Here is a 19,468-nt window from a genome sequence, read left to right as displayed (position 1 = left end):
ATGACCGTCGCCCGCCGCCCGCTGCGGGCCGTGGCGTGCGCGGTGTCGCTCCTCCTCCTCGGCGGCTGCGCGGTGGTCCAGCGCGACGAGGTCGCCGCGCCGGAGGCACCGTCGAGCCCGGCGGTCGTGATCACGACGCCCGTCGTGCAGCCCTACGATGTGGTGGCGCCCGGCCTCAAGCCCGCGACGGCGCCGCAGCCCACCACCGGGTCCGGGATCACCACGTACGCCGACCCGTTCGGCGTGTACGCGAGCGTCTGCACCCTGGGCTTCCTCGCCCGCTACCCCGGCGGCCAGGTCGTGGCCTTCACCGCCGGGCACTGCGCCGAGCTGGCCGGGAAAGCCCGGCCGGGCCGCAATCCCGTCGCCCGCTACCTGACCCCGGACGGCGGCAGCACCCCGTTCGGCGAGTACATCAAGGCCACCCGCAGCACCCGCGGGCAGGACATCGCGATCATCCAGCTCGCGGGGAGCGACGTGGCGCCCGTCGCGCGAGCGATCGGCCCCGTCCGGGGCGTCAGCCGCACCGAGGACCTGCGCGCGGGACGGCCCGAGATCTGCGTCGTCGGCGCGCGCACCGGCAAGCACTGCGGCGTGCTCGACGACGTGACCGGCACCCGGGTCACCTGGGCCGGAATCCCCGCCGTCGAGGGGGATTCGGGCGGGCCCGTCTACGCCCGGTGGCCCGACGGGACGTTCACCGCCGTCGGCGTGGTCAACACGGTGCACACCCGGCCCGACGGGACCGGGACCGGCGGCGGCACGGGCACCCTCATCGCCGCGGACATCAACGCCAACGAGATGACGCTGCTGGGCGTCTCGTGAGTGCGGGTCAGCGCGTGAGGCTGGTGCCGAAGACGCGCAGCGCCCGGTAATCCACCCGGAACCGGGCGCGGGTGTGCAGTTCGCCCGCCTCGCCGTCGTGGGCCACGCGGAAGGGCTCGTCGGCCTCGATCGTGACGACCGGGGCCTGCACCTCGCGGTAGACCCTGGAGTTACGGATGCGCCCGCTGATCCAGGAGCCGAACAGGCGCGCCGTCGCATTACCGTGCCCGTCCTCGAGGTACCGCACGTCGAGCACCCCGTCGTCGATCCGGGTCCGCCGGCCCGGCACGAAACCCGGTGCGCCGTACATGGAATTGCCCAGGAAGAAGAAGGAGACGGTGACCGGGCGGCCCTCGATCCGCACGTCCACCGGGGCGGTGTGGCGGAGCACCCGGCGCAGCGCCCGCACCGTCGCGGTGACCCGGCCGATGCGCCGCCGCTGGTACCGCGTGCGGGCGCGCACGAACTCCGGGTAGGCGCCGATGCTCGCGGTGTTGAGCAGCAGCTTCTCGTCGTTGAGCCACACCACGTCGACGTGGGCGAGGCGCCCGGCCCGGATCGATTCCACGACGGCGGCGACGGTCTCGGCGCCGATGTCCTTCGCGAAGTGGTTGAAGGTGCCCGCGGGGAAGACGGCCAGGGGCTTGTCCGCCGCGACGGCGTGCGCGGCGAGGGTCGCGACGGTGCCGTCGCCGCCCGCGACGCCGAGGAACTCCGCCCGCTCCGCCACCTCGGTGGCGACGGCCTCGATGTCGGAATCCTCATCGAGCTCGACGATCTCGGCCTTCGGTAGCGTGCTGCGGATCTCCTCCGCGACGCGGGTGCCGGTGCCGTCGCCGGACGCGGGGTTGAGCACGACGACGAGGCCGGCGCCGTCCGGGTCCGTCGCGATCCGCTCGACGGTGGGCTCGGGCGTCATGGTGCGGCTGTCGTCGACGGGCGGCACCAGGCGGGCGCCCGCGACCGCGACGCCCGCGCCGACGGCGAACCCGGCCAGTACGTCGCCGGGGTAGTGGGCGCCGGTGGCGACCCGGGAGAAGCCCACTGCCCCGGCCAGGCAGGCGAGCGCGTAGCCCGCGGTGCGGTTCTCCAGGCCGACCCCGATCGCGAAAGCGGCCGCGGCGGCGGAGTGCCCGGACGGGAAGGAGGTCGACGTGGGCTGGCGGCGGGCCCGCTTGGCCGGCACCCCGTCGTGCACGGGGCGGCGGCGCGGATAGATCCGCTTGAGCCCCTGGTTCACGATGAGGCTGGTGACGGCCAGCGTGGCGACGCCGCGGACGGCGCCGCGGCGCGACGACAGCCCGCCCAGGCCGCCGAGGCCCGCGGCGATCACCATCCACAGCTTCGAGTGGTCGGCCGCCGCCGACAGCGGGCGCATCGTCAGGTCCAGCAAAGGACTCGGCGAGACGGCGACCGCGTCGAACAGCCGGCGGTCGAGGTCGCTGAGCCCCTCGTGGAGCGTGCGGAGCGGGTGCGGCGCTGGATGATCCGGCATGAGCGCCAAGGTACTCCCGCCCCGGGGAGTCCGCGAGGGATCAGCGCAGGTGGACGGCGGCCGCGGCGTGGATCGCGTCGGCGAGGTGCTCGGTCGCGCGGGTGTGCAGCCGCCAGGACTGCCAGTACAGCTTCACGTCGACCGTGTCGTCCGTGAGCCGGATCAGCGCGCCACGGTCGATGGCGTCGCCGATGTCGGCCTCGGGCAGGCTGCCCCAGCCGAGACCGGCACGCACCGCGTAGGTGAAGCCCTCCGACGACGGGATGCGGTGCATCGGCGGCGACTCCTTCACGCCGCGGCGCTGCAGCACCTTGTTCTGCAGCTCGTCCTTGCGCAGGTCGAACTGCACGACGGGCATCTCGCGCCAGCGCCAGCGCCCGCCGGACCGCCAGCGCTCCGCGTAGCCGGGGGTGCACACCGGGAGGTAGCGCATAGTGCCGAGGTACTCGACGGCGCAGCCCTGCACCGGTTCCGGGTCGGTGGTGACGGCGCCGAGCACGGTGCCCGCGCGGAGCAGAGCGGCCGTGTGGTGCTCGTCGTCGACGACGAGGCGCAGCAACGGACCGTCAGGCAGGGCGGCGACCGCGGCGATCACGTCGCGGAACCACGTGGCGAGCGAGTCGGCGTTGACGCCCACGTCGAGCACGGCCGACGGTGCTCCGCCCGCGAGCCGGCCCAGCGCGTCGGCCTCGAGCGAGGCGACGCCGCGGGCCAGGCCCAGCAGCACCTCCCCCTGCGCGGTGGGGCGGCACGGGCCCTCGCGCGTGACGACCACGTGCCCCACGTGCTGCTCCAGGGCGCGGATCCGCTGGCTGACCGCCGACTGCGTGATCCGCAGGCGGGAGGCGGCCGCGCCGAAGCTCTCCTCCTCGACCACCGCGACGAGGGTCTCCAGGTGGTGCCCGCTCAGCATGAAGTGATTCTAATGGGTGATCGCCTTTTCGTATTGGCGCTAATGGTCGCCACGGCCCTAGCGTCGACGCCATGACCTCTGCACTCCTCGCCGGCCTCGGCCTCGGGCTCTCCCTGATCGTGGCGATCGGCGCCCAGAACGCCTACGTGCTGCAGGTGGGCGTGCGCGGGCGCGGCCTCGGCGCGGTGGTGGCGGTGTGCATCGCCTCGGACGTGGCGCTGATCCTCGCCGGGGTGGCGGGCCTCGGCGCCGCGGTCTCCGGCCGGCCGCTGCTCATGGAGGTGGTGAAGTGGGCGGGCGCCGTGGTGCTGGTCGGCTACGGCCTGCGGTCGCTGTGGTCGGCGCGACGGTCGGAAGGACTGGTCGCGGGTGGCGACGGCGCCGCCTCGGTCGCGGCCGTCGTGACCGGGGTACTCGTGCTGACCTGGCTGAACCCGCACGTCTACCTGGACACCGTGCTGCTGCTCGGCTCCGCGTCCACCCGCTACGGCGCCGACCGCTGGTGGTTCGCGCTCGGCGCCGTCGTCGCCAGCGTCGCGTGGTTCTGCCTGCTCGGCTTCGGCGCCCGCCGAATGTCGGGCGTGCTCGGCCGGCCCGGGGTGTGGCGGGCCATCAACGCCGCGATCGGCCTCCTGCTGCTGCTCCTGGCCCTGCGGCTCGCGACGATGCCCCTCGGCGGCTGACAGCGCTCGAGTCTGCACTGGGTGGGCGTGGTCGCGAGCCGCGCGGGGCCGAAACGGAGGTCTGTCCTCGCAGAACAGTCATGCGTGGCACGGATGGCTGTTGCCTTCACTGGTCAGCGGCGTGTCCTCGTGACGAGGGCATGCGTCGCATGCATGCCCTCATTGCAGCGATCCTGTGGGTGGCGGCGGGCGGAATCGGGCACGCCGCCGGAGCGCGTACGTTGGGATGCATGGCAGCTGTCACGATCATCGGTGGACACGGCAAGATCGCGCTCATCCTGGCGCGCGTCCTGAGTTCCCGGGGCGACGCGGTCACCTCGTGGATCCGCAACCCGGAACACGCGGGGGACGTCGCCGCGACCGGGGCGAAACCCCTGGTCCTCGACGTCGAGCACGCGTCGCGCGAGGAGATCGCGGCGGCACTCGCCGGCTCCGACGCCGTGGTCTTCTCCGCGGGCGCGGGCGGCGGCGACCCCGACCGCACGTACGCGGTGGACCGCGACGCCGCGATCCGCTCCGTCCAGGCCGCGGAGGCGGCGGGGGTGAAGCGCTACGTGATGGTCTCGTACCTCGGCGCCGCCCCCGATCACGGCGTCCCGGAGACCGACTCCTTCTTCGCCTACGCGGAGGCGAAGGCCGCCGCCGACGTCGCCGTGCGCGCCTCCGACCTGGACTGGACCGTGCTCATGCCGGGCCGGCTCACCCTCGACGAGCCCACCGGGCGGGTGGATCCCGCGGCGGTGCGGGCCGCGGACAACCCCGGAACGTCGCGCGCGAACGTCGCGCTGGTGGCCGCTTCCGTGCTGGACCGGCCCGACACCGTCGGGAAGGACCTGCCCTTCACCGACGGCGACGTGCGCATCGAGGAGGCCTGGACCTAAGCCCCCGCAGACGACGCGGGCCCGGCACCGTCGAAGGACGATGCCGGGCCCGTGTGCTGTCTGCGTCAGTGCATCGCGGCGAGGATGTCCTGCACGCGGTCCTTGGCGTCGCCGAAGAGCATCGCCGAGTTGTCGCGGAAGAACAGCGGGTTCTGGACACCGGCGTAGCCGGCGGCCATCGACCGCTTGAAGACGATCACGTTCTCGGCCTCCCACACGGTGAGCACCGGCATGCCCGCGATGGGGCTGCTCGGATCCTCGGACGCCGCCGGGTTGACGGTGTCGTTGGCACCGATCACCAGGACCACGTCGGTCTCGGGGAAGTCGTCGTTGATCTCGTCCATCTCGAGCACGATGTCGTACGGCACCTTCGCCTCGGCGAGGAGCACGTTCATGTGCCCGGGCAGGCGGCCGGCGACGGGGTGGATGCCGAAGCGGACCTCGACGCCCTTCTTCCGGAGCTCGCTGGTCAGCTCGGCGACGCCGTACTGCGCCTGCGCCACGGCCATGCCGTAGCCCGGGGTGATGACCACGGACTTCGCGCCGGTGAGCAGCTCGGCCACGGCCTCGGCGTTGACCTCGCGGTGCTCGCCGTAGTCCTTGTCCTCCGCCGGGCCGGCCTCGATGCCGAAGCCGCCCGCGATGACGGAGATGAACGAGCGGTTCATCGCCTTGCACATGATGTAGCTCAGGTACGCACCCGAGGAGCCGACGAGCGCACCCGTGACGATGAGCAGGTCGTTGCTCAGCAGGAAGCCGGACGCGGCCGCGGCCCAACCGGAGTAGCTGTTGAGCATCGAGATGACGACGGGCATGTCGCCGCCGCCGATCGACGCGACCAGGTGCCAGCCCAGGAAGAGGGCGAGCGCGGTGATCACGCCGAGCAGGATCATCGAGGTGTTGTCGCCGTGGGTGTCCCGCGAGACGTAGACCGCGGTGAGCACGATGAACACGACGATCGAGCCGACGTTGATGTAGTTCTTGCCGGGCAGCATGAGCGGCGCCGACTTCATCTTGCCGGAGAGCTTGCGGTTGGCGACGATCGAGCCGGTCAGGGTGACCGCACCGATGAAGATGCCGATCGCGATCTCGGCCTCGTGGATGTTGGTGAGCGCGCGGACGTCGGCCGGGTTCACGCCGTCGGCGTGGAAGCCCTCGAGCGCGCCGTTCCAGCCGATGAGCACGGCCGCCAGGCCCACGAAGGAGTGGAGCAGGGCGATCAGCTCGGGCATGCCCGTCATCTCGACGATGCGCGCGCGCCAGAAGCCGATGACGGCGCCGACGATCAGGGCACCGGCCAGGAGCGCCACCGGCAGCCAGGTCAGGTCGAGCTCGGGCTTGAGCACCTTGTCGATGACCAGCGCGATGGTCGCCACCAGGGCGATGCCCATGCCGACGATGCCGTAGGTCAGGCCGCTCTTGGAGGTCTCGTGCTTGGACAGCCCGGCCAGCGACAGGATGAACAGCAGCGAGGCGACGATGTACGCCGCAACGGAGATTGCAGTGATACTCATGAGTTACTCATGCCCCCTTGCTGAACATGGCGAGCATGCGGCGGGTGACCGCGAAGCCACCGAAGATGTTGATCGACGCGACCAGGATCGCGATCGTCGACAGCACCAGGACCGTCGTGGTGTTGGTGGCGACCTGCAGCAGGGCGCCGACCACGACCACGCCGGAGATGGCGTTGGTGACCGACATCAGCGGCGTGTGCAGCGCGTGCGCGACGTTGCCGATGACGTAGTAACCGATGACGATGGCCAGCATGAGCACGGTGAAGTGCTGCGGCAGCGGGTTCGGCGAGAAGCTGATCAGCAGCCCGAACAGGAGCACGCCCACGAGGGTGAGCGAGACCTTCTTGGACGCCGACATCGGCTCCTTGACGGGCTTCGGCTCCACCGGCTCGACGGCCGCGGCCTTCGGCGCGGCCGAGACCTGCACCGGCGGCGGCGGGAAGAGCAGCTCGCCCGAGCGGGTCACGGTGATCGAGCGCTGAACCGGATCCTCGAAGTCGAGCACGAGCTGCCCGTCCTTCTCGGGCGTCACCAGCTTGAGCAGGTTGACGAGGTTGGTGCCGTACAGCTGCGAGGCCTGCGCGGGCAGACGGCCCGCGAGGTCGGTGTAGCCGATGATGGTGACGCCGTTGGGCGTGACGATCGCCTGGTCCTTGACGGTGCCGCCGACGTTGCCGCCGTTCTGCGCCGCCATGTCGACGATGACGCTGCCGGGCTTCATCGAGGCGACCATCTCCTCGGTGATGATCCGCGGCGCGGGGCGCCCGGGGATCAGAGCCGTGGTGATGATGATGTCGACGTCCTTGCACTGCTCGGCGTACAGCTGCGCCTCGCGTGCCTTGTAGTCGTCGCCCATCTCCTTGGCGTAGCCGGTGGCCGAGACCTCGGCCTCCTCGTTCTGCACGGAGAGGTACTCGCCGCCCAGCGACGCGACCTGGTCGGCCACCTCGGGGCGGGGGTCGGTCGCGCGCACGATGGCGCCGAGCGAGCCGGCGGCACCGATCGCGGCGAGGCCGGCGACGCCGGCGCCCACCACGAGCACCTTGGCCGGCGGGACCTTGCCCGCGGCGGTGACCTGGCCGGTGAAGAACCGGCCGAAGACGTGCGCGGCCTCGACGACGGCGCGGTAGCCGGCGATGTTCGCCATCGAGGACAGCACGTCCATCGACTGCGCGCGCGAGATGCGCGGCACCGACTCCATGGCGAACGCGGTCAGCTCGCGGCCGCGGAGATCCTCGAGCAGCTCGGGGTTCTGCGCGGGCGCCAGGAGTCCGGCGACGGTCGCGCCCGGGCGCATGCCGTCGAGCTGGGCGGCCGACGGGGCGTTGACGCCGAGCACCACATCGGCGGCGCGAGCGTCACCGATCGACGCGCCGGCCTCGACGTAGGCCTCGTCCGCGAACGAGGACGCGACACCGGCGCCCGAGTCCACGACCACCTCGTAGCCGAGCTTGATCAGCTGGGCCACCGTGGCGGGGGTTGCGGCGACGCGGGTCTCGCCCGGCTGTGCCTCTTTCAAAGCTCCGATGATCATGCGCAGCACTCCCGCTGCCGACCCGCGGACGGAGTCATGGTCGGTCCACCGACGTTCATTGATTCGTTCCTGTCGTCCCTACCGGGCCGCGGATGCGCGCCCGGAGCTCCGGCAACGGGTCGACTCCATGCGTGTACGACCCCGCCGCGGTGTGAACGGAGGCGAATTGACGCGGAAGGCCCGGGGTCGCCGGGCATCGCGAGGGCACGCTGGTCGCCTGATGCACAGAACAGTGGGCTGACCATAGCACGGCATAACTTACTGCTCGGTAGCCTCGTGAGCCGCATCACTCCACGGGATTCCGCCCGTGATCAGAGGCCTGACGGCGGCTCCTCGCCGGGCAGATCGACGCTCATGTAGCGGTCGATCAGTGTCGCGAATGTACGCAATTCCTCGCGGGACCAATCGGCCGTCCGGGCCTCGATCCGGCGACGCCATTCGCGGTCGGTCTCGGCCAGCACGCGCTCCGCCCGCTCGGTCAGGCGCAGCTGCCGGGATCGGGGGTTGCCGGGGTCGACGTCGCGGGTGATCAGGCCCCGTCGTTCGAGTCCCGCGAGCTGACGGCTCGCGGTCGACTTGTCGATCGACACGGCCTCGGCCAGGTCGACGGCGCGGATCCCCGGCGACTCGTGCAACACGAACAGCAGCGTGAAGTCGACGTAGGAGACCTCCGCGCCCACGAACCGCGCGTCGCTGCGGATCCGCTTCGCCAGGCCGACGATGCCCCGGACGATGAGGTCGACCTCATCGGGGTCCGGCGGAGGGGGCCCCGGGGGGCCACCGGACATCAGTAGCCCCGGTCGGCGTCGATGACGGCGAGCGGCTCCATGTCGTTGGCGAAGCGGCGCACGTTGACCTCGACGCGGGCGAGCAGCGCGGGGCGCAGGTGCTGCGGCGGGTTCGCGACGTGCGGGGTGATGATCGCGTTGGGGATCGACCACAGGGGGTGGCCGTCGGGCAGCGGCTCGGGGTCGGTGACGTCCAGGCCGACGCCGCCGATCGTGCCCTTCTTCAGGGCCGCGACCAGCGCGTCCGTGTCGATCAGCGAGCCGCGCGCGACGTTGATGATCCAGGAGTGCGGCTGGAGCTGCGCGAGGACCTTCGCGTTGACCAGCGCGCGGGTCTCCGCGGTCGACGGTGCCGCCAGGATCACGTGATCGACGGCGGGCCAGACCTCGTCGAGGTGGTCGGCGGTCACCACGACCGCGTCGGAGACGTCGGTGCCCGAGCGGTTCACCGCGACGACCTTGACGCCGAGCCCGCGGAGCGCGGGGATGATGTCGCGACCGATGCCGCCCGCGCCGATGATCGCCACCGTCGTGCCGCCGAGCCGGCCCGTGCGGGCGCCGGCGCCGGCCGCGTCCCAGGACGTCTCTCGACGCCAGAGCCCGCGCACGCCGGCGAGCAGCAGCGCGATCGCCTGCTCGGCGACGGTGCCGGAGTAGGCGCCCGCGGCCGAGGTGAAGACGACCTTCGGGTTGCCCGCGATGACGCCGCTGTCGAGGAAGCCCTCGACACCCGCGAAGGGCAGCTGGACCCAGCGCACGCTCGGCGGGAGCTTCGGCAGGGGCGCGCGGGAATCGGTCCAGATGAGGCCGTCGGCGCGGGCCAGCGGGCCGGGTTCGCCGCCGCCCGCGGTGATCGCGGCGTCGAAATCGGGATCGGGCTTCGGACCCACGGCGATGACGGGCGCGTCGTCGAATGACATGTCGCAAAGCCTAATGAGCCCGCGTCGGTGCCGTGCCCAGCCGCGCCGATTCGATCTGTGAAAACTGAGACTTGTGTTACCTAGTGAGTCTCAAGTTAAGATTGAGACTATGTCGATGTCATTCCTCCACCCCGCGCAGCCGCGTCTCGCCGCGCTCCGGCGTCGCCTCGAGGCGACGCCGGTGGGCCGGCGGATCGACGAGGCGCGGCCGACCACCACCTGGAAGGTGGTCAGCTCGGTGGTCTACTCCGGCGTCATCGCCGCGCTCGTGATGGGGGCGGCGGTCCTGCTCCTGGGGGTCAAGCCGTCGAGCCCGGAGGTCGCGCCGGTGAGTTCGGTCGAGGTCGGCGACTGCGTCACCGTCTCCGGCGGCAACGCCACCCGCACCGGGTGCGACGGCGACGGCCTCAGCTTCGCCGTCGCCGAGAAGGCCGCCGCGAAGACCGCGTGCAGCCAGCCGAGCTACGCGCGCGTCGAGTCCGCGGGCGCCGTGTTGTGCGTCGTCCCCAAGCTCACACTGGGCAACTGCTACCAGGTCAAGCCCGATACGGCCGCCACCACCGACATCCGTTCCGTCGCCTGCCCGTCCGCGACGGGCAGCGCACCGTCGAACGTGATCCGGGTGATCGAGCGGGCGGCGGGCGCCCCGCTGACCTGCCGCGGCTCGTCCGCGCTGAACTACGCCGCGCCGCAGCGCGTGAGCTACTGCATCGCGCCGGTCACCTAGACCGGAACACGAAGGAGGGGCGGCCGGGCATTCCGGCCGCCCCTCCTTCGTGCGCGTGGCGCCTCAGGCGTCGAGATCCTGGGCGACGAGGGCGGCGATCGCGTCGACGGTGCCCTGATCGGCGGATTCGACGGTGACCTCCACGCCCTGCTCGGCGCCGAGGGTCATGATCATCAGCGCCGAACCGGCGTCGACCGGCTCGCCGCCGGCGACGGACAGGGTGACCTCGTGGCCCGACTCGTTGACGGCGTTGGCGATCACGGCGGCGGGGCGGGCGTGCAGGCCGACGGCCGATCCGACGGCGACGGTGGTGCTGGGCATGTCTCTCCTCGTGGGGTGTGTTCGTCTCCGCGCCGCCGGTCGGCCGCGCGAGTGGTCAGGACCAGTATTACGCGGCGACGGCCGCGGGCTGGGCGGATTCGGTCGCTGCATCGCCCGCGCGGCCGACGGACTTGGCCGCGACGACCGCCACGGCGCTCACCACGACGCCGGCGGCGAGGGCGATGAGGAACTTCCACCACGTGCCGTTCATGGCGAACAGGACGAAGACGCCGCCGTGCGGGGCGCGCAGTTGCGCGCCGAGCGCCATGGACAGGCCGCCGGTCACGGCACCGCCGAGCATCATCGACGGGATCACCCGCAGCGGGTCGGCCGCGGCGAAGGGGATGGCGCCCTCGGAGATGAACGACGCGCCGAGGAACCACGCGGCCTTGCCGTTCTCCCGCTCGGGCTCGGTGAACAGGCTCGGGCGCAGGACGGTGGAGGCCAGCGCCAGCGCCAACGGCGGCACCATGCCCGCGGCCATGACGGCGGCCATCATCTCCCACTGCGGCACGCCCGCGGTGGCGAGCCCGATCCCGGCGACGCCGAAGGCGTAGGCCGCCTTGTTGACCGGGCCGCCGAGGTCGAAGCACATCATGAGGCCGAGGACCACGCCGAGCGCGATCTTGCTGCTGCCGCTCATCCCGTTGAGGGCGTCCGTCATGGCCTCGTTCACCCAGCGAAGCGGGCCGGCGAGCACCATGTACATCAGGCCGCCCGTGATGAGCGTGGCGAACAGCGGGATGATCACCACCGGCATCAGGCCGCGGGCCCACTGGGGCAGCTGGAGCTTGCCGATCCACAGCGCGACCACGCCGGCGAGCAGGCCGCCGACGACGCCGCCGATGAAGCCGGCGTTGACGGTCACCGCGAGCACGCCCGCGACGAATCCCGGTGCGAGCCCCGGACGATCGGCGATCGCGTAGGCGATGTAGCCCGCGAGCACCGCGACCATGAGGCTCATCGCCGCCTGGCCCGTCGCGAAGCTGACCGACCCGAGGTACTGCAGCAGCCCGCCGTCGGGGAGGTTCCACAGGGAGTTGTGGAGGGCGATGTACGCGCCGTCGGACATCCCTTCGGACAGCGTCGAGTTGCCGAGCTGGTACCCGCCCAGCAGGAACCCCAGCGCGATGAGCAGGCCGCCCGCGGCGACGAACGGGATCATGTAGCTGACGCCGGTGAGCAGGGCGCGCTTGAGCTGCCCGCCGAGACCCGCCGGCGCGGAGGCGGTTTCGCCGCTCGCGGCGGCGGCACCGTCGACCCTGGTGGCATTCGGATCAGAGGCGGCGGCGACCGCCTCGGCGATCATCGCGTCCGGCTCGTTGATGCCGCGCTTGACGCCGGAAGTGATGACGGGCTTGCCCGCGAAGCGCTCGCGGCCCTTCACGCCCACGTCGGTGGCGAAGACGACGGCGCCCGCGTCGGCGATGGTCTGCGGCGAGAGCGGCGTGGAGCCGGAGGAGCCCTGGGTCTCGACGGTCAGCTCGACGCCGGCGCGCTCGGCGGCCAGCTTGAGGGCGTCCGCCGCCATGTAGGTGTGCGCGATCCCCGTGGGGCAGGCCGTGATCGCCACGAGCGAGGGCTTGCCCGACGGTGCCGTCTCCTCCGCGGGTGCAGCCGGGGCCGCCGGGACGGGAGCGGCGGGCTTCGGCTCCGCGGGCTTCGGGGTGATGACGTCCTCGACGAGGGCGACCACCTCCTCCGGCGTCGCGGCGGCGCGGAGCGACGCGGTGAACTCGGGCCGGACCAGGGCGCGGGCGAGCGCACTGAGCAGCTTCATGTGCTGCGAGCCGCCGGATTCCGGTGCGGCGATGAGGAAGACGAGGTCGGCGCCGCCGTCGGGGGCGCCGAAGTCGACCTTCGGGTCGAGGCGGGCGAAGCCCAGGCTCGCGGCGGTGACGGCCCCGGCGCGGCAGTGCGGGATGGCGATGCCGCCGGGCAGGCCGGTGGCGGACTGGGCCTCACGCGCGAGCGCCGCCTCGACGAGGCCGTCGACGGAGGTGGACCGGCCGGCGTCGGTGATCCGGGCGGCGAGGTAGGCGATCACCTCGTTCTTGTCGGTGCCGGCCGAGACGTCGAGCGCGACCAGCTCGGGCGCGATGATCGATTCGGTCATGGGGGTGTTCTCCGGTTCTGCTGGTGGATCGGGCGGATCGAGGGGGCTACACGGCGGTGACCCGCACGTCGGCGACGGCGAGCTCCTCCGGTCGGGGCGCCTGGGTGCCCGGCAGTGCGGCGGCCGCGGCGCCGTAGGCGACCGCGAGGGAAAGACGCTGCGGCGCATCGGCGCCGCGCGCATGAGCGATGAGGTAGCCGGCGAGGGAACTGTCGCCGGCGCCGACGGTGCTGCGCACCGAGATCGGCGGCGGGGTCGCGGCCCAGGCACCCTCGTGGGTGACCAGGAGCGCGCCGGCGGCGCCGAGCGTGGCGAGAACGGCGGCGCCCGTGTCGCGATGCAACTCCTCGGCGGCCGAGCGGACGGGTCCGAGATCGCCGGAGGCCGCGCGGCTCTCGAACTCCGCGCCGGCCTCGGGGCCGCGGCCCACCAGCTCGGCGAGCTCCTCGGCGTTGGGCTTGAGCAGCGCGACGCCGCGTACCGCCGAGGCCGCGAGCGCCGCGCCGGAGGTGTCGACGGCGATGCGCGGGCCGGCGGGGCCGGCGCCGAGGCGCGCGGCGAGACGGGCGTACCAGTCGTCCGGAAGGCCGGGTGGCAGCGAGCCGCAGAGCGCGAGCCAGGCGGCACCGTCGGCGGCGGAGACGATCGCGTCCTCGAAGGCCCGCACCGTCTCCGGCGCCAGCGGCGCCCCGGGCGCGTTGAGCTTGGTGGTGGTGCCGTCGGGCTCGGTGACGGTGATGTTGCTGCGGACCTCGTGGCCGACGGGCACCGGGATCGCGGGCACGCCGAGGCGGGAGAGCCCGACGAGCAGCGGGTCGCCCTGGTCGGCGGGGAGCACGGCGACGGTGCCCTCCCCCGCCGCGTGCACGACGCGGGAGACGTTGACGCCCTTGCCCCCGGGGTCGGCGGCGGCGCCCTCGGCGCGGTGCACGGCGCCGCGCCGCAGCGGCCCGCCGAGGACGACGAGCCGGTCCAGGCTGGGGTTGGCGGTGACGGTCACGATCATCGGGCGGCGACCTCGACGTCCACGCCGTGGTCGGCGAGCGCCGTCGCGAGTGCGCCGGTGGGCGCCGCATCGGTGACCAGCACGTCGACCGCGCCCAGGCCGGCGAAGGCGACCAGGCTCTCGCGCCCGAACTTGGAGGCGTCGGCGACGAGGACCACGAAGTCGGCGGCGCGGACCATCGCGGTCTTGACCGCGGCCTCGTCGGCGTCGGGCGTGGAGAGGCCGCGCTCGGCGCCGAGGCCGTTGGCGCCGAGGATCGCGACGTCGGCCCGCAGCCCCGCGATCTCGGCGACGGTGCCGGCGCCGACCGCGGCCTGGGTGAGGCCCCGGACGCGGCCGCCGAGCAGCCGCAGCTCGACGGCCTCGCGGGTCGACAGCGCGGCCGCGACGGGCACGGAGTTGGTGATCGCGGTGATGTGCAGGGTGGCCGGGACCTCGCGGGCCGCGGCGATGGTCGTGGTGCCGGCGTCGAAGAGGACGGATCCGCCCGCCGGGGGCAGGAAGCGCCGGGCCGCGGCACCGATCAGGCGCTTCGCCTCGGCGTTGGTGCCCTCGCGCTCCCCCAGGCCCGACTCGGCGCCGGCCAGGACGCCCGCGGCGACGACGCCGCCGTGCACCCGGCGCACGCCGCCGAGCCGCTCGAGCGCGTCCAGGTCGCGGCGCACCGTCTCCGGGGTCACGTCGAACCGCTCGGCCAGTTCCATGACCGACGCGCGGCCGCGGCCACCGACCAGTTCACTGATCGCGCGCTGTCGTTCCTCCGCGTACATGACCCCTCCGAGTTCGTGGGTTTCTGTGGTTATGATTTTGATTTTTCTGTTTTTACGCCTGTTTGTGTTGACAAGTCAAGAGGATTTCGTAATCTGTGTCACATGACTTCGCAGCAGTCGACCGCGTCCGGCCTCGCCACCCTCACCGGCACCCCCGTCGTGCCCGGAGTCGCCTACGCGCCCGTCATGTGGCCCGGCGCGCGCCCCGAGGTGCCGCCGCCCGTCGACCTGCCCGAGGACGACCGGGACGCCGAGGCCGCCCGGTTCTCCACCGCGGCGCAGGCCGTCGCCGACCGGCTGCGGGCCCGCGCCGCACAGGCCCAGGGCGCGGCGGCGGAGGTCCTCGGGGCGAACGCGGGCCTCGCCTCCGACAAGGCGTGGATCGGCACCACGGAGAAGCTGATCCGGGCCGGCACGCCCGCCGCGAACGCCGTAGCCGCCGCCACCGACCAGTTCGCGGACGTGTTCACCAAGCTCGGCGGCCTCATGGCCGAGCGCGTGACCGACCTGCGCGACGTGCGCGACCGCGTCGTCGCCGAGCTGCTCGGCGGCCCCGAGCCCGGCGTGCCGGTGCCGAACGCACCGTCGATCCTGCTGGCCGACGACCTCGCGCCGGCCGACACCGCGGGCCTCGATCCCGCGCTCATCGTGGGCATCGGCACCCGGCTCGGCGGCGCGACCAGCCACACCGCGATCATCGCCCGGCAACTCGGCATCCCCTGCATCGTCGGGCTGACGGGGGCCGGCACCGTCGACGCGGGCACGCCGGTACTGCTCGACGGCGGGGCGGGCACCGTCACCGTCGACCCGGACGAGGGCGAGGCCCGGACGCGGGTCGCGGAGGCGGCCCGGGAGGCGGCCGAGATCGCCCGGTGGCGCGGCCCCGGGCACACGTCCGACGGTGCCGCGGTCGCGATTCTCGCCAACGTGCAGGACGGGGTCACGGCGCGGGGCGCCGCCGAGCGACAGGTGGAGGGCGTCGGCCTGTTCCGGACCGAGCTGGCCTTCCTCGACCGGGCCGACGAGCCTTCGGTCGACGAGCAGGCCGCGCTGTACCGCGAGGTGATCGACGCCTTCCCCGGGCAGAAGGTCGTGATCCGCACGCTGGACGCCGGATCCGACAAGCCACTGAAGTTCGTCGACCACGGCGAGGAGGAAAACCCCGCGCTGGGCGTGCGCGGCATCCGCATCGCGGAGAACGATCCCGGCCTGCTGGACCGGCAGCTGGACGCGATCGCCGCCGCCGCCGAGGGCGCCGCCGCGCAGCCGTGGGTGATGGCGCCGATGATCGCCACCGCCGCGGAGGCCCGCGAGTTCGCCGCCAAGTGCCGGGAGCGCGGGCTGACGGCGGGCGTCATGGTGGAGGTCCCGGCCGTCGCGCTGTGCGCCGACGCCGTGCTGGCGGAGGTGGATTTCGTCTCGCTCGGCACCAACGACCTCACCCAGTACGCCATGGCGGCCGACCGGATGAGCACCGAGCTCGCGGCGCTCACCGACCCCTGGCAACCGGCGGTGCTGAGGCTGATCCAGCTCACCGCCCGCGCCGGCGCCGACGCGGACAAGCCGGTGGGCGTCTGCGGCGAGGCCGCGGCCGACCCGCTGCTGGCCTGCGTGCTCGTGGGCCTCGGCGTGACCTCCCTGTCGTGCGCGGCCGGCGCCGCCGCGGCCGTGGGCGCCCGGGTCGGCTCGGTGACGCTGCAGCAGTGCCGCTGGGCGGCCGAGGCGGCGGTCGCCGCGACGGACCCCCAGGCGGCCAGGGAGGCGGCGCGCGCCGCATTGGCCTGAAACCTGTCGGCCCCCGGTGCTAGACCTGAGGGCGTCACGGGTGCAGCGGGCGCCCGGCATCGGGCGAGGAGCCGTCATGATCGACCACTTCGGGATCAACTGTGCCGACCTGGACGCCGCGAAGCGGTTCTACGACGGGGTGCTGGCGGTGCTCGGTTCGCGCCGCCTCATGGACTTCGAGGTGGCCGTCGGCTACGGCGTCGAGCAGCCCGTCTTCTGGATCTCCGGCGCCGCCGAGGGCGCCTCGAACCGGGAGGCGCACATCGCCTTCGCCGCGCCCGACACCGCCACCGTGGACGAGTTCCACCGGGTCGCCCTCGAGTTGGGCGCGGAGTCGCTGCACGCGCCGCGCCTGTGGCCCGAGTACCACCCCGGCTACTACGGCGCCTTCGTCCGCGACGCGGACGGCAACAACGTGGAGGCCGTTTTCCACGGGGCCGCGTAGAACCGGAATTCCGGGGATGTTCAGGACGGATTCACCAGACCCGGAATACATCGGACCGCAGTCCGGTTATGCTCGATGAGTCTTGAGAGTTCAACCATCGAAGGAGCATCCCCATGAGCAACGTCCTCCCCGCCGGCACCTACGTCGTCGATCCCGTCCACTCGTCCGTCGAGTTCTCCGTGCGCCACCTGATGGTGAGCAAGGTCAAGGGCCGGTTCGACGAGTTCAGCGGCACGATCACGGTCGCCGAGGACGGCACCGCGTCGCTGTCCGCCGAGGTCGACGTGACCTCCGTGAACACCCGCAACGCGCAGCGCGATGCGCACATCCGCACCGCCGACTTCTTCGACGCCGAGAACCACCCGAAGGCCACGTTCCTGTCGACCGGCGTCGCGGCGAAGGGCTCGGACTACGTGCTCACCGGCGAGCTGACCCTGCGCGGCGTCACCAAGCCCGTCGAGTTCGAGCTCGAGTTCCTCGGCACCAACCCCGGCATGGGCCAGGGCGAGGTCGCGGCGTTCGAGGCCAAGACCGTCATCACCCGCCAGGACTTCGGCATCACCATCGACATGCCGCTCGAGACCGGCGGCAAGGTCATCGGCGACAAGATCACCCTGACCCTCGACATCGAGGCCCTGCGCCAGGCCTGATCCACAGCGCGACGAAGCCCCCGACCGCCGGAGCGCGGTGCGGGGGCTTCGTCGTCGGGCTCAGTAGTGGAAGGTGTCCGACGGTGCCGGGGCGTGCTCGCCGTCCAGGCCGTCGGCCACGACGATGCCGTAGGCCCGGGCCAGGTCGAGGATCTTCGTGGCCCGCGCGATGCGGGGCAGGTCCGAGCCGTTGCGGATCTCGCCGCCGTCGCGGTCGAACTCCGCGAAGAACTCTCGCGACCAGCGGATGTCCTCCGGCGAGGGGCTCAGGCCCTCGTTCACCGGGTGGCACTGGTCTGGCGTGAGGCAGATCTTGCCGGTCATGCCGAACTCGGCGGAGACCGCGGTCGCCTCCGTCAGCAGCAGGCCCTTGGAGCCGACGGTCGGCCCGTCGATCGCGCCCGGCAGGTGCGCGGCCTTGGCGGCGATGGTGAACCGCGAGCGGGCGTAGGCCAGCGTCGTCGGATCGCCGCCGAAGCCGGTGTCGCGGCGGAAGTCGCCGATACCGAAGGCCAGGCGGAAGGTGCCCTTCGCGGACGCGATCTCGCTGATCCGCTCCAGGCCGCGCGCGGTCTCCACCAGCGCGACGATGAGCGTGTCCGGCAGCCGCTTAGCGGTCTCGGTGACGTGGTCCATCGACTCGACCATCGCGAGCATGACGCCGCCGAGGTGCTTCGCCTCCCGCAGAGCCTCCAGGTCGTCGGCCCACCACTGCGTGCCGAAGCCGTTGACGCGGACCCACCCGTTGTTCGGCGTCCCGTCGACCTCGCGACTGAGCCAGTCGACCACGTTGTTCCGCGCGACCGTCTTGTCCTTGGGCGCGACGGCGTCCTCGATGTCCAGCACCACGATGTCCGCGCGGGAGCGGGCCGCCGCGTCGAAGCGCTCCGGCTGTGCGGCGTTGACGAGCAGCCAGCTGCGAGCGAGCACGGGATCGATGCGGAAGCCGACGGGCTCGTCGGTCTCGGTCGTGGGGGTGAGCGGGGCCATCGTCTGCAACCTCGGGTTTCTGCTGTGGGTTCGCTGACGAGGGTACCGATACGCGGGAAGGCCCCGGGCAGGTGCCCGGGGCCTTCCTCACGATCGTTCGATCAGCGCGTGATCAGTTGAACCAACCGGTGCGCTGCATCTGCCACACCTGGTCGCTCCAGTAGCCCCACGTGTGGGTGCCCACCGACGAGAAGTCGTAGTGAGCGCTCACGCCGGCCTTGTCAGCGGCGGCCTTGAAGGCCTCCGACTGCGACTTGGCGAGGATCTCGAGCGGCACGCCCTGAACGATGTCGGCGGGCGACGGGTTCGGGGTGTACTTGCCGGGCTCACCGGTCGAGGCGGTGATCCACAGCTTGGTGCCCTTCAGGCGACCGACCTGGACGGTCGGATCGTTCTTCGCCCAGTTGGCGTCGAACGGGCCGCCCCACATGTCGAGGACGTTGTAGCCGCCCGCGTCCAGCATCGCGACGCCCACGGCGACCGGCATGCCGGGGGCCGAGGTGTTCAGGAAGCCCGACAGCGCAGCGGCGCGCTTGTAGACGCCCGGGTTGTTCGCGGCGTTGATGAGGGCGGCGCCGCCACCCATCGAGATGCCGACGAGCGACAGGTTGCTCGAGAAGCCGCGCGACTTGATGTAGGCCGGCAGGCTCGAGGCCAGGAAGTTGCCCCAGGTGGCCTTGTAGGTGCCGTTGCCGTGCTTCGAGGTGTTCGCCCAGTTCGTGTAGAAGCTGGCGGTACCGCCGACGGGCATGACGACGTTGACGCCCTTCTGCGACAGGAAGGCGACGTTGGAGTCACGCTCCCAGCCGGAGACGTCCTGCGTGGCGCGCAGACCGTCGAGCAGAACGACGGTCGGGGCCTTCGCCGGATCGGTCGTGGTGGAGGCCCACGAACGCACCGTGACGGCCGGCATGCCGGCTCCGTCGACCTTCTCGGACTTGAAGCCCTTGGGCGGGTTCTTCGCCGTCCCCGGACCCCAGGCACCGGCGACGCCGGCACCCAGACCGGCGAGGGCGGGCACCATGGCCGCGGTGAGAACCGCTGCACCCGCTCGCTTACCCCAGGCTGCTCGCATTGCTGACCTCTCCTTTTTCACGCGGAGTCT

19 protein-coding genes are annotated in these 19,468 nt (G+C 72.4%); 7 read left to right on the top strand and 12 right to left on the bottom strand.

Annotated features, from left to right (window positions below):
- Entirely contained in the window at positions 1–825 is an 825-nt protein-coding gene (locus WFK95_RS01065; protein WP_224648046.1) for a S1 family peptidase, read from the top strand.
- A 7-nt stretch (positions 826–832) separates the two neighbouring features.
- Here WFK95_RS01065 and WFK95_RS01060 read toward each other — a convergent pair whose 3' ends face one another.
- A complete protein-coding gene (locus WFK95_RS01060) occupies positions 833–2,320 on the bottom strand; it encodes a bifunctional phosphatase PAP2/diacylglycerol kinase family protein (RefSeq protein WP_224648045.1) in 1,488 nt (495 codons plus the stop codon).
- A gap of 40 nt (positions 2,321–2,360) precedes the next feature.
- Positions 2,361–3,233 carry a LysR family transcriptional regulator ArgP gene (locus WFK95_RS01055; protein ID WP_224648044.1) on the bottom strand — a complete coding sequence of 291 codons (873 nt, stop codon included), beginning with the start codon at positions 3,231–3,233 and terminating at the stop codon, positions 2,361–2,363.
- 71 nt (positions 3,234–3,304) lie between these two features.
- Here WFK95_RS01055 and WFK95_RS01050 point away from each other — a divergent pair, with 71 nt between their 5' ends.
- Together WFK95_RS01050 and WFK95_RS01045 are read left to right on the top strand one after the other, a co-directional pair.
- On the top strand, positions 3,305–3,916 hold the full coding sequence (locus tag WFK95_RS01050) for a LysE/ArgO family amino acid transporter (RefSeq protein WP_224648043.1): 612 nt from the start codon (positions 3,305–3,307) through the stop codon (positions 3,914–3,916).
- Between the two features lie 230 nt (positions 3,917–4,146).
- A complete protein-coding gene (locus WFK95_RS01045) occupies positions 4,147–4,797 on the top strand; it encodes an NAD(P)H-binding protein (RefSeq protein WP_224648042.1) in 651 nt (216 codons plus the stop codon).
- Positions 4,798–4,862: 65 nt separating this feature from the next.
- Here the strand turns inward: WFK95_RS01045 and pntB are convergent, their stop codons facing one another.
- From pntB to WFK95_RS01025, 4 genes are all read right to left on the bottom strand, one after another.
- Positions 4,863–6,311: a Re/Si-specific NAD(P)(+) transhydrogenase subunit beta gene (gene pntB / locus WFK95_RS01040; RefSeq protein ID WP_224648041.1), complete on the bottom strand. Its 1,449-nt coding sequence runs from the start codon at positions 6,309–6,311 to the stop codon at positions 4,863–4,865.
- 7 nt (positions 6,312–6,318) lie between these two features.
- Entirely contained in the window at positions 6,319–7,845 is a 1,527-nt protein-coding gene (locus tag WFK95_RS01035; RefSeq protein WP_224648040.1) for a Re/Si-specific NAD(P)(+) transhydrogenase subunit alpha, read from the bottom strand.
- 311 nt (positions 7,846–8,156) lie between these two features.
- Positions 8,157–8,633 carry a MarR family winged helix-turn-helix transcriptional regulator gene (locus tag WFK95_RS01030; RefSeq protein ID WP_224648039.1) on the bottom strand — a complete coding sequence of 159 codons (477 nt, stop codon included), beginning with the start codon at positions 8,631–8,633 and terminating at the stop codon, positions 8,157–8,159.
- Positions 8,633–9,553 carry a D-isomer specific 2-hydroxyacid dehydrogenase family protein gene (locus WFK95_RS01025; RefSeq protein WP_224648038.1) on the bottom strand — a complete coding sequence of 307 codons (921 nt, stop codon included), beginning with the start codon at positions 9,551–9,553 and terminating at the stop codon, positions 8,633–8,635. Before WFK95_RS01025 ends, WFK95_RS01030 begins: the two co-directional genes overlap by 1 nt.
- A 115-nt stretch (positions 9,554–9,668) precedes the next feature.
- Here WFK95_RS01025 and WFK95_RS01020 point away from each other — a divergent pair, with 115 nt between their 5' ends.
- Positions 9,669–10,280, top strand: coding sequence for a hypothetical protein (locus tag WFK95_RS01020; protein ID WP_224648037.1), 612 nt, complete (start codon positions 9,669–9,671; stop codon positions 10,278–10,280).
- A gap of 63 nt (positions 10,281–10,343) precedes the next feature.
- On the opposite strand, the gene WFK95_RS01015 is transcribed toward WFK95_RS01020, so the two are convergent.
- The 4 genes from WFK95_RS01015 to WFK95_RS01000 all read right to left on the bottom strand — a co-directional run bounded on the left by WFK95_RS01015 (position 10,344) and on the right by WFK95_RS01000 (position 14,493).
- Positions 10,344–10,601: an HPr family phosphocarrier protein gene (locus tag WFK95_RS01015; RefSeq protein ID WP_068523395.1), complete on the bottom strand. Its 258-nt coding sequence runs from the start codon at positions 10,599–10,601 to the stop codon at positions 10,344–10,346.
- A 67-nt stretch (positions 10,602–10,668) separates the two neighbouring features.
- Positions 10,669–12,717, bottom strand: a complete 2,049-nt coding sequence (locus WFK95_RS01010) for a PTS fructose transporter subunit IIABC (protein WP_224648036.1) — start codon at positions 12,715–12,717, stop codon at positions 10,669–10,671.
- Positions 12,718–12,763: 46 nt separating this feature from the next.
- Positions 12,764–13,723 carry a 1-phosphofructokinase family hexose kinase gene (locus WFK95_RS01005; protein ID WP_224648035.1) on the bottom strand — a complete coding sequence of 320 codons (960 nt, stop codon included), beginning with the start codon at positions 13,721–13,723 and terminating at the stop codon, positions 12,764–12,766.
- Positions 13,720–14,493 carry a DeoR/GlpR family DNA-binding transcription regulator gene (locus WFK95_RS01000; RefSeq protein ID WP_224648034.1) on the bottom strand — a complete coding sequence of 258 codons (774 nt, stop codon included), beginning with the start codon at positions 14,491–14,493 and terminating at the stop codon, positions 13,720–13,722. The genes WFK95_RS01005 and WFK95_RS01000 overlap by 4 nt, the downstream gene beginning before the upstream one ends.
- A 102-nt stretch (positions 14,494–14,595) precedes the next feature.
- On the opposite strand from WFK95_RS01000, the gene WFK95_RS00995 reads away from it, so the two are divergent.
- From WFK95_RS00995 to WFK95_RS00985, 3 genes are all read left to right on the top strand, one after another.
- Positions 14,596–16,278: a phosphoenolpyruvate--protein phosphotransferase gene (locus WFK95_RS00995; protein WP_224648033.1), complete on the top strand. Its 1,683-nt coding sequence runs from the start codon at positions 14,596–14,598 to the stop codon at positions 16,276–16,278.
- A gap of 76 nt (positions 16,279–16,354) precedes the next feature.
- Positions 16,355–16,723 (top strand): VOC family protein, encoded by a 369-nt coding sequence (locus tag WFK95_RS00990; protein ID WP_224648032.1) that lies wholly within the window; start codon positions 16,355–16,357, stop codon positions 16,721–16,723.
- A gap of 113 nt (positions 16,724–16,836) precedes the next feature.
- Positions 16,837–17,373, top strand: coding sequence for a YceI family protein (locus tag WFK95_RS00985; protein ID WP_224648031.1), 537 nt, complete (start codon positions 16,837–16,839; stop codon positions 17,371–17,373).
- Positions 17,374–17,433: 60 nt separating this feature from the next.
- Here WFK95_RS00985 and WFK95_RS00980 read toward each other — a convergent pair whose 3' ends face one another.
- Together WFK95_RS00980 and WFK95_RS00975 are read right to left on the bottom strand one after the other, a co-directional pair.
- Positions 17,434–18,363, bottom strand: coding sequence for an HpcH/HpaI aldolase/citrate lyase family protein (locus WFK95_RS00980; protein ID WP_224648030.1), 930 nt, complete (start codon positions 18,361–18,363; stop codon positions 17,434–17,436).
- Positions 18,364–18,475: 112 nt separating this feature from the next.
- Positions 18,476–19,438, bottom strand: a complete 963-nt coding sequence (locus WFK95_RS00975; protein ID WP_336669622.1) for an alpha/beta hydrolase — start codon at positions 19,436–19,438, stop codon at positions 18,476–18,478.
- Positions 19,439–19,468: the final 30 nt, after the last annotated feature.

Source organism: Tsukamurella sp. USMM236, from assembly GCF_037148755.1.
Taxonomy (GTDB): Bacteria; Actinomycetota; Actinomycetes; order Mycobacteriales; family Mycobacteriaceae; genus Tsukamurella.
This window is presented reverse-complemented; position numbering and strand designations above follow the sequence as displayed.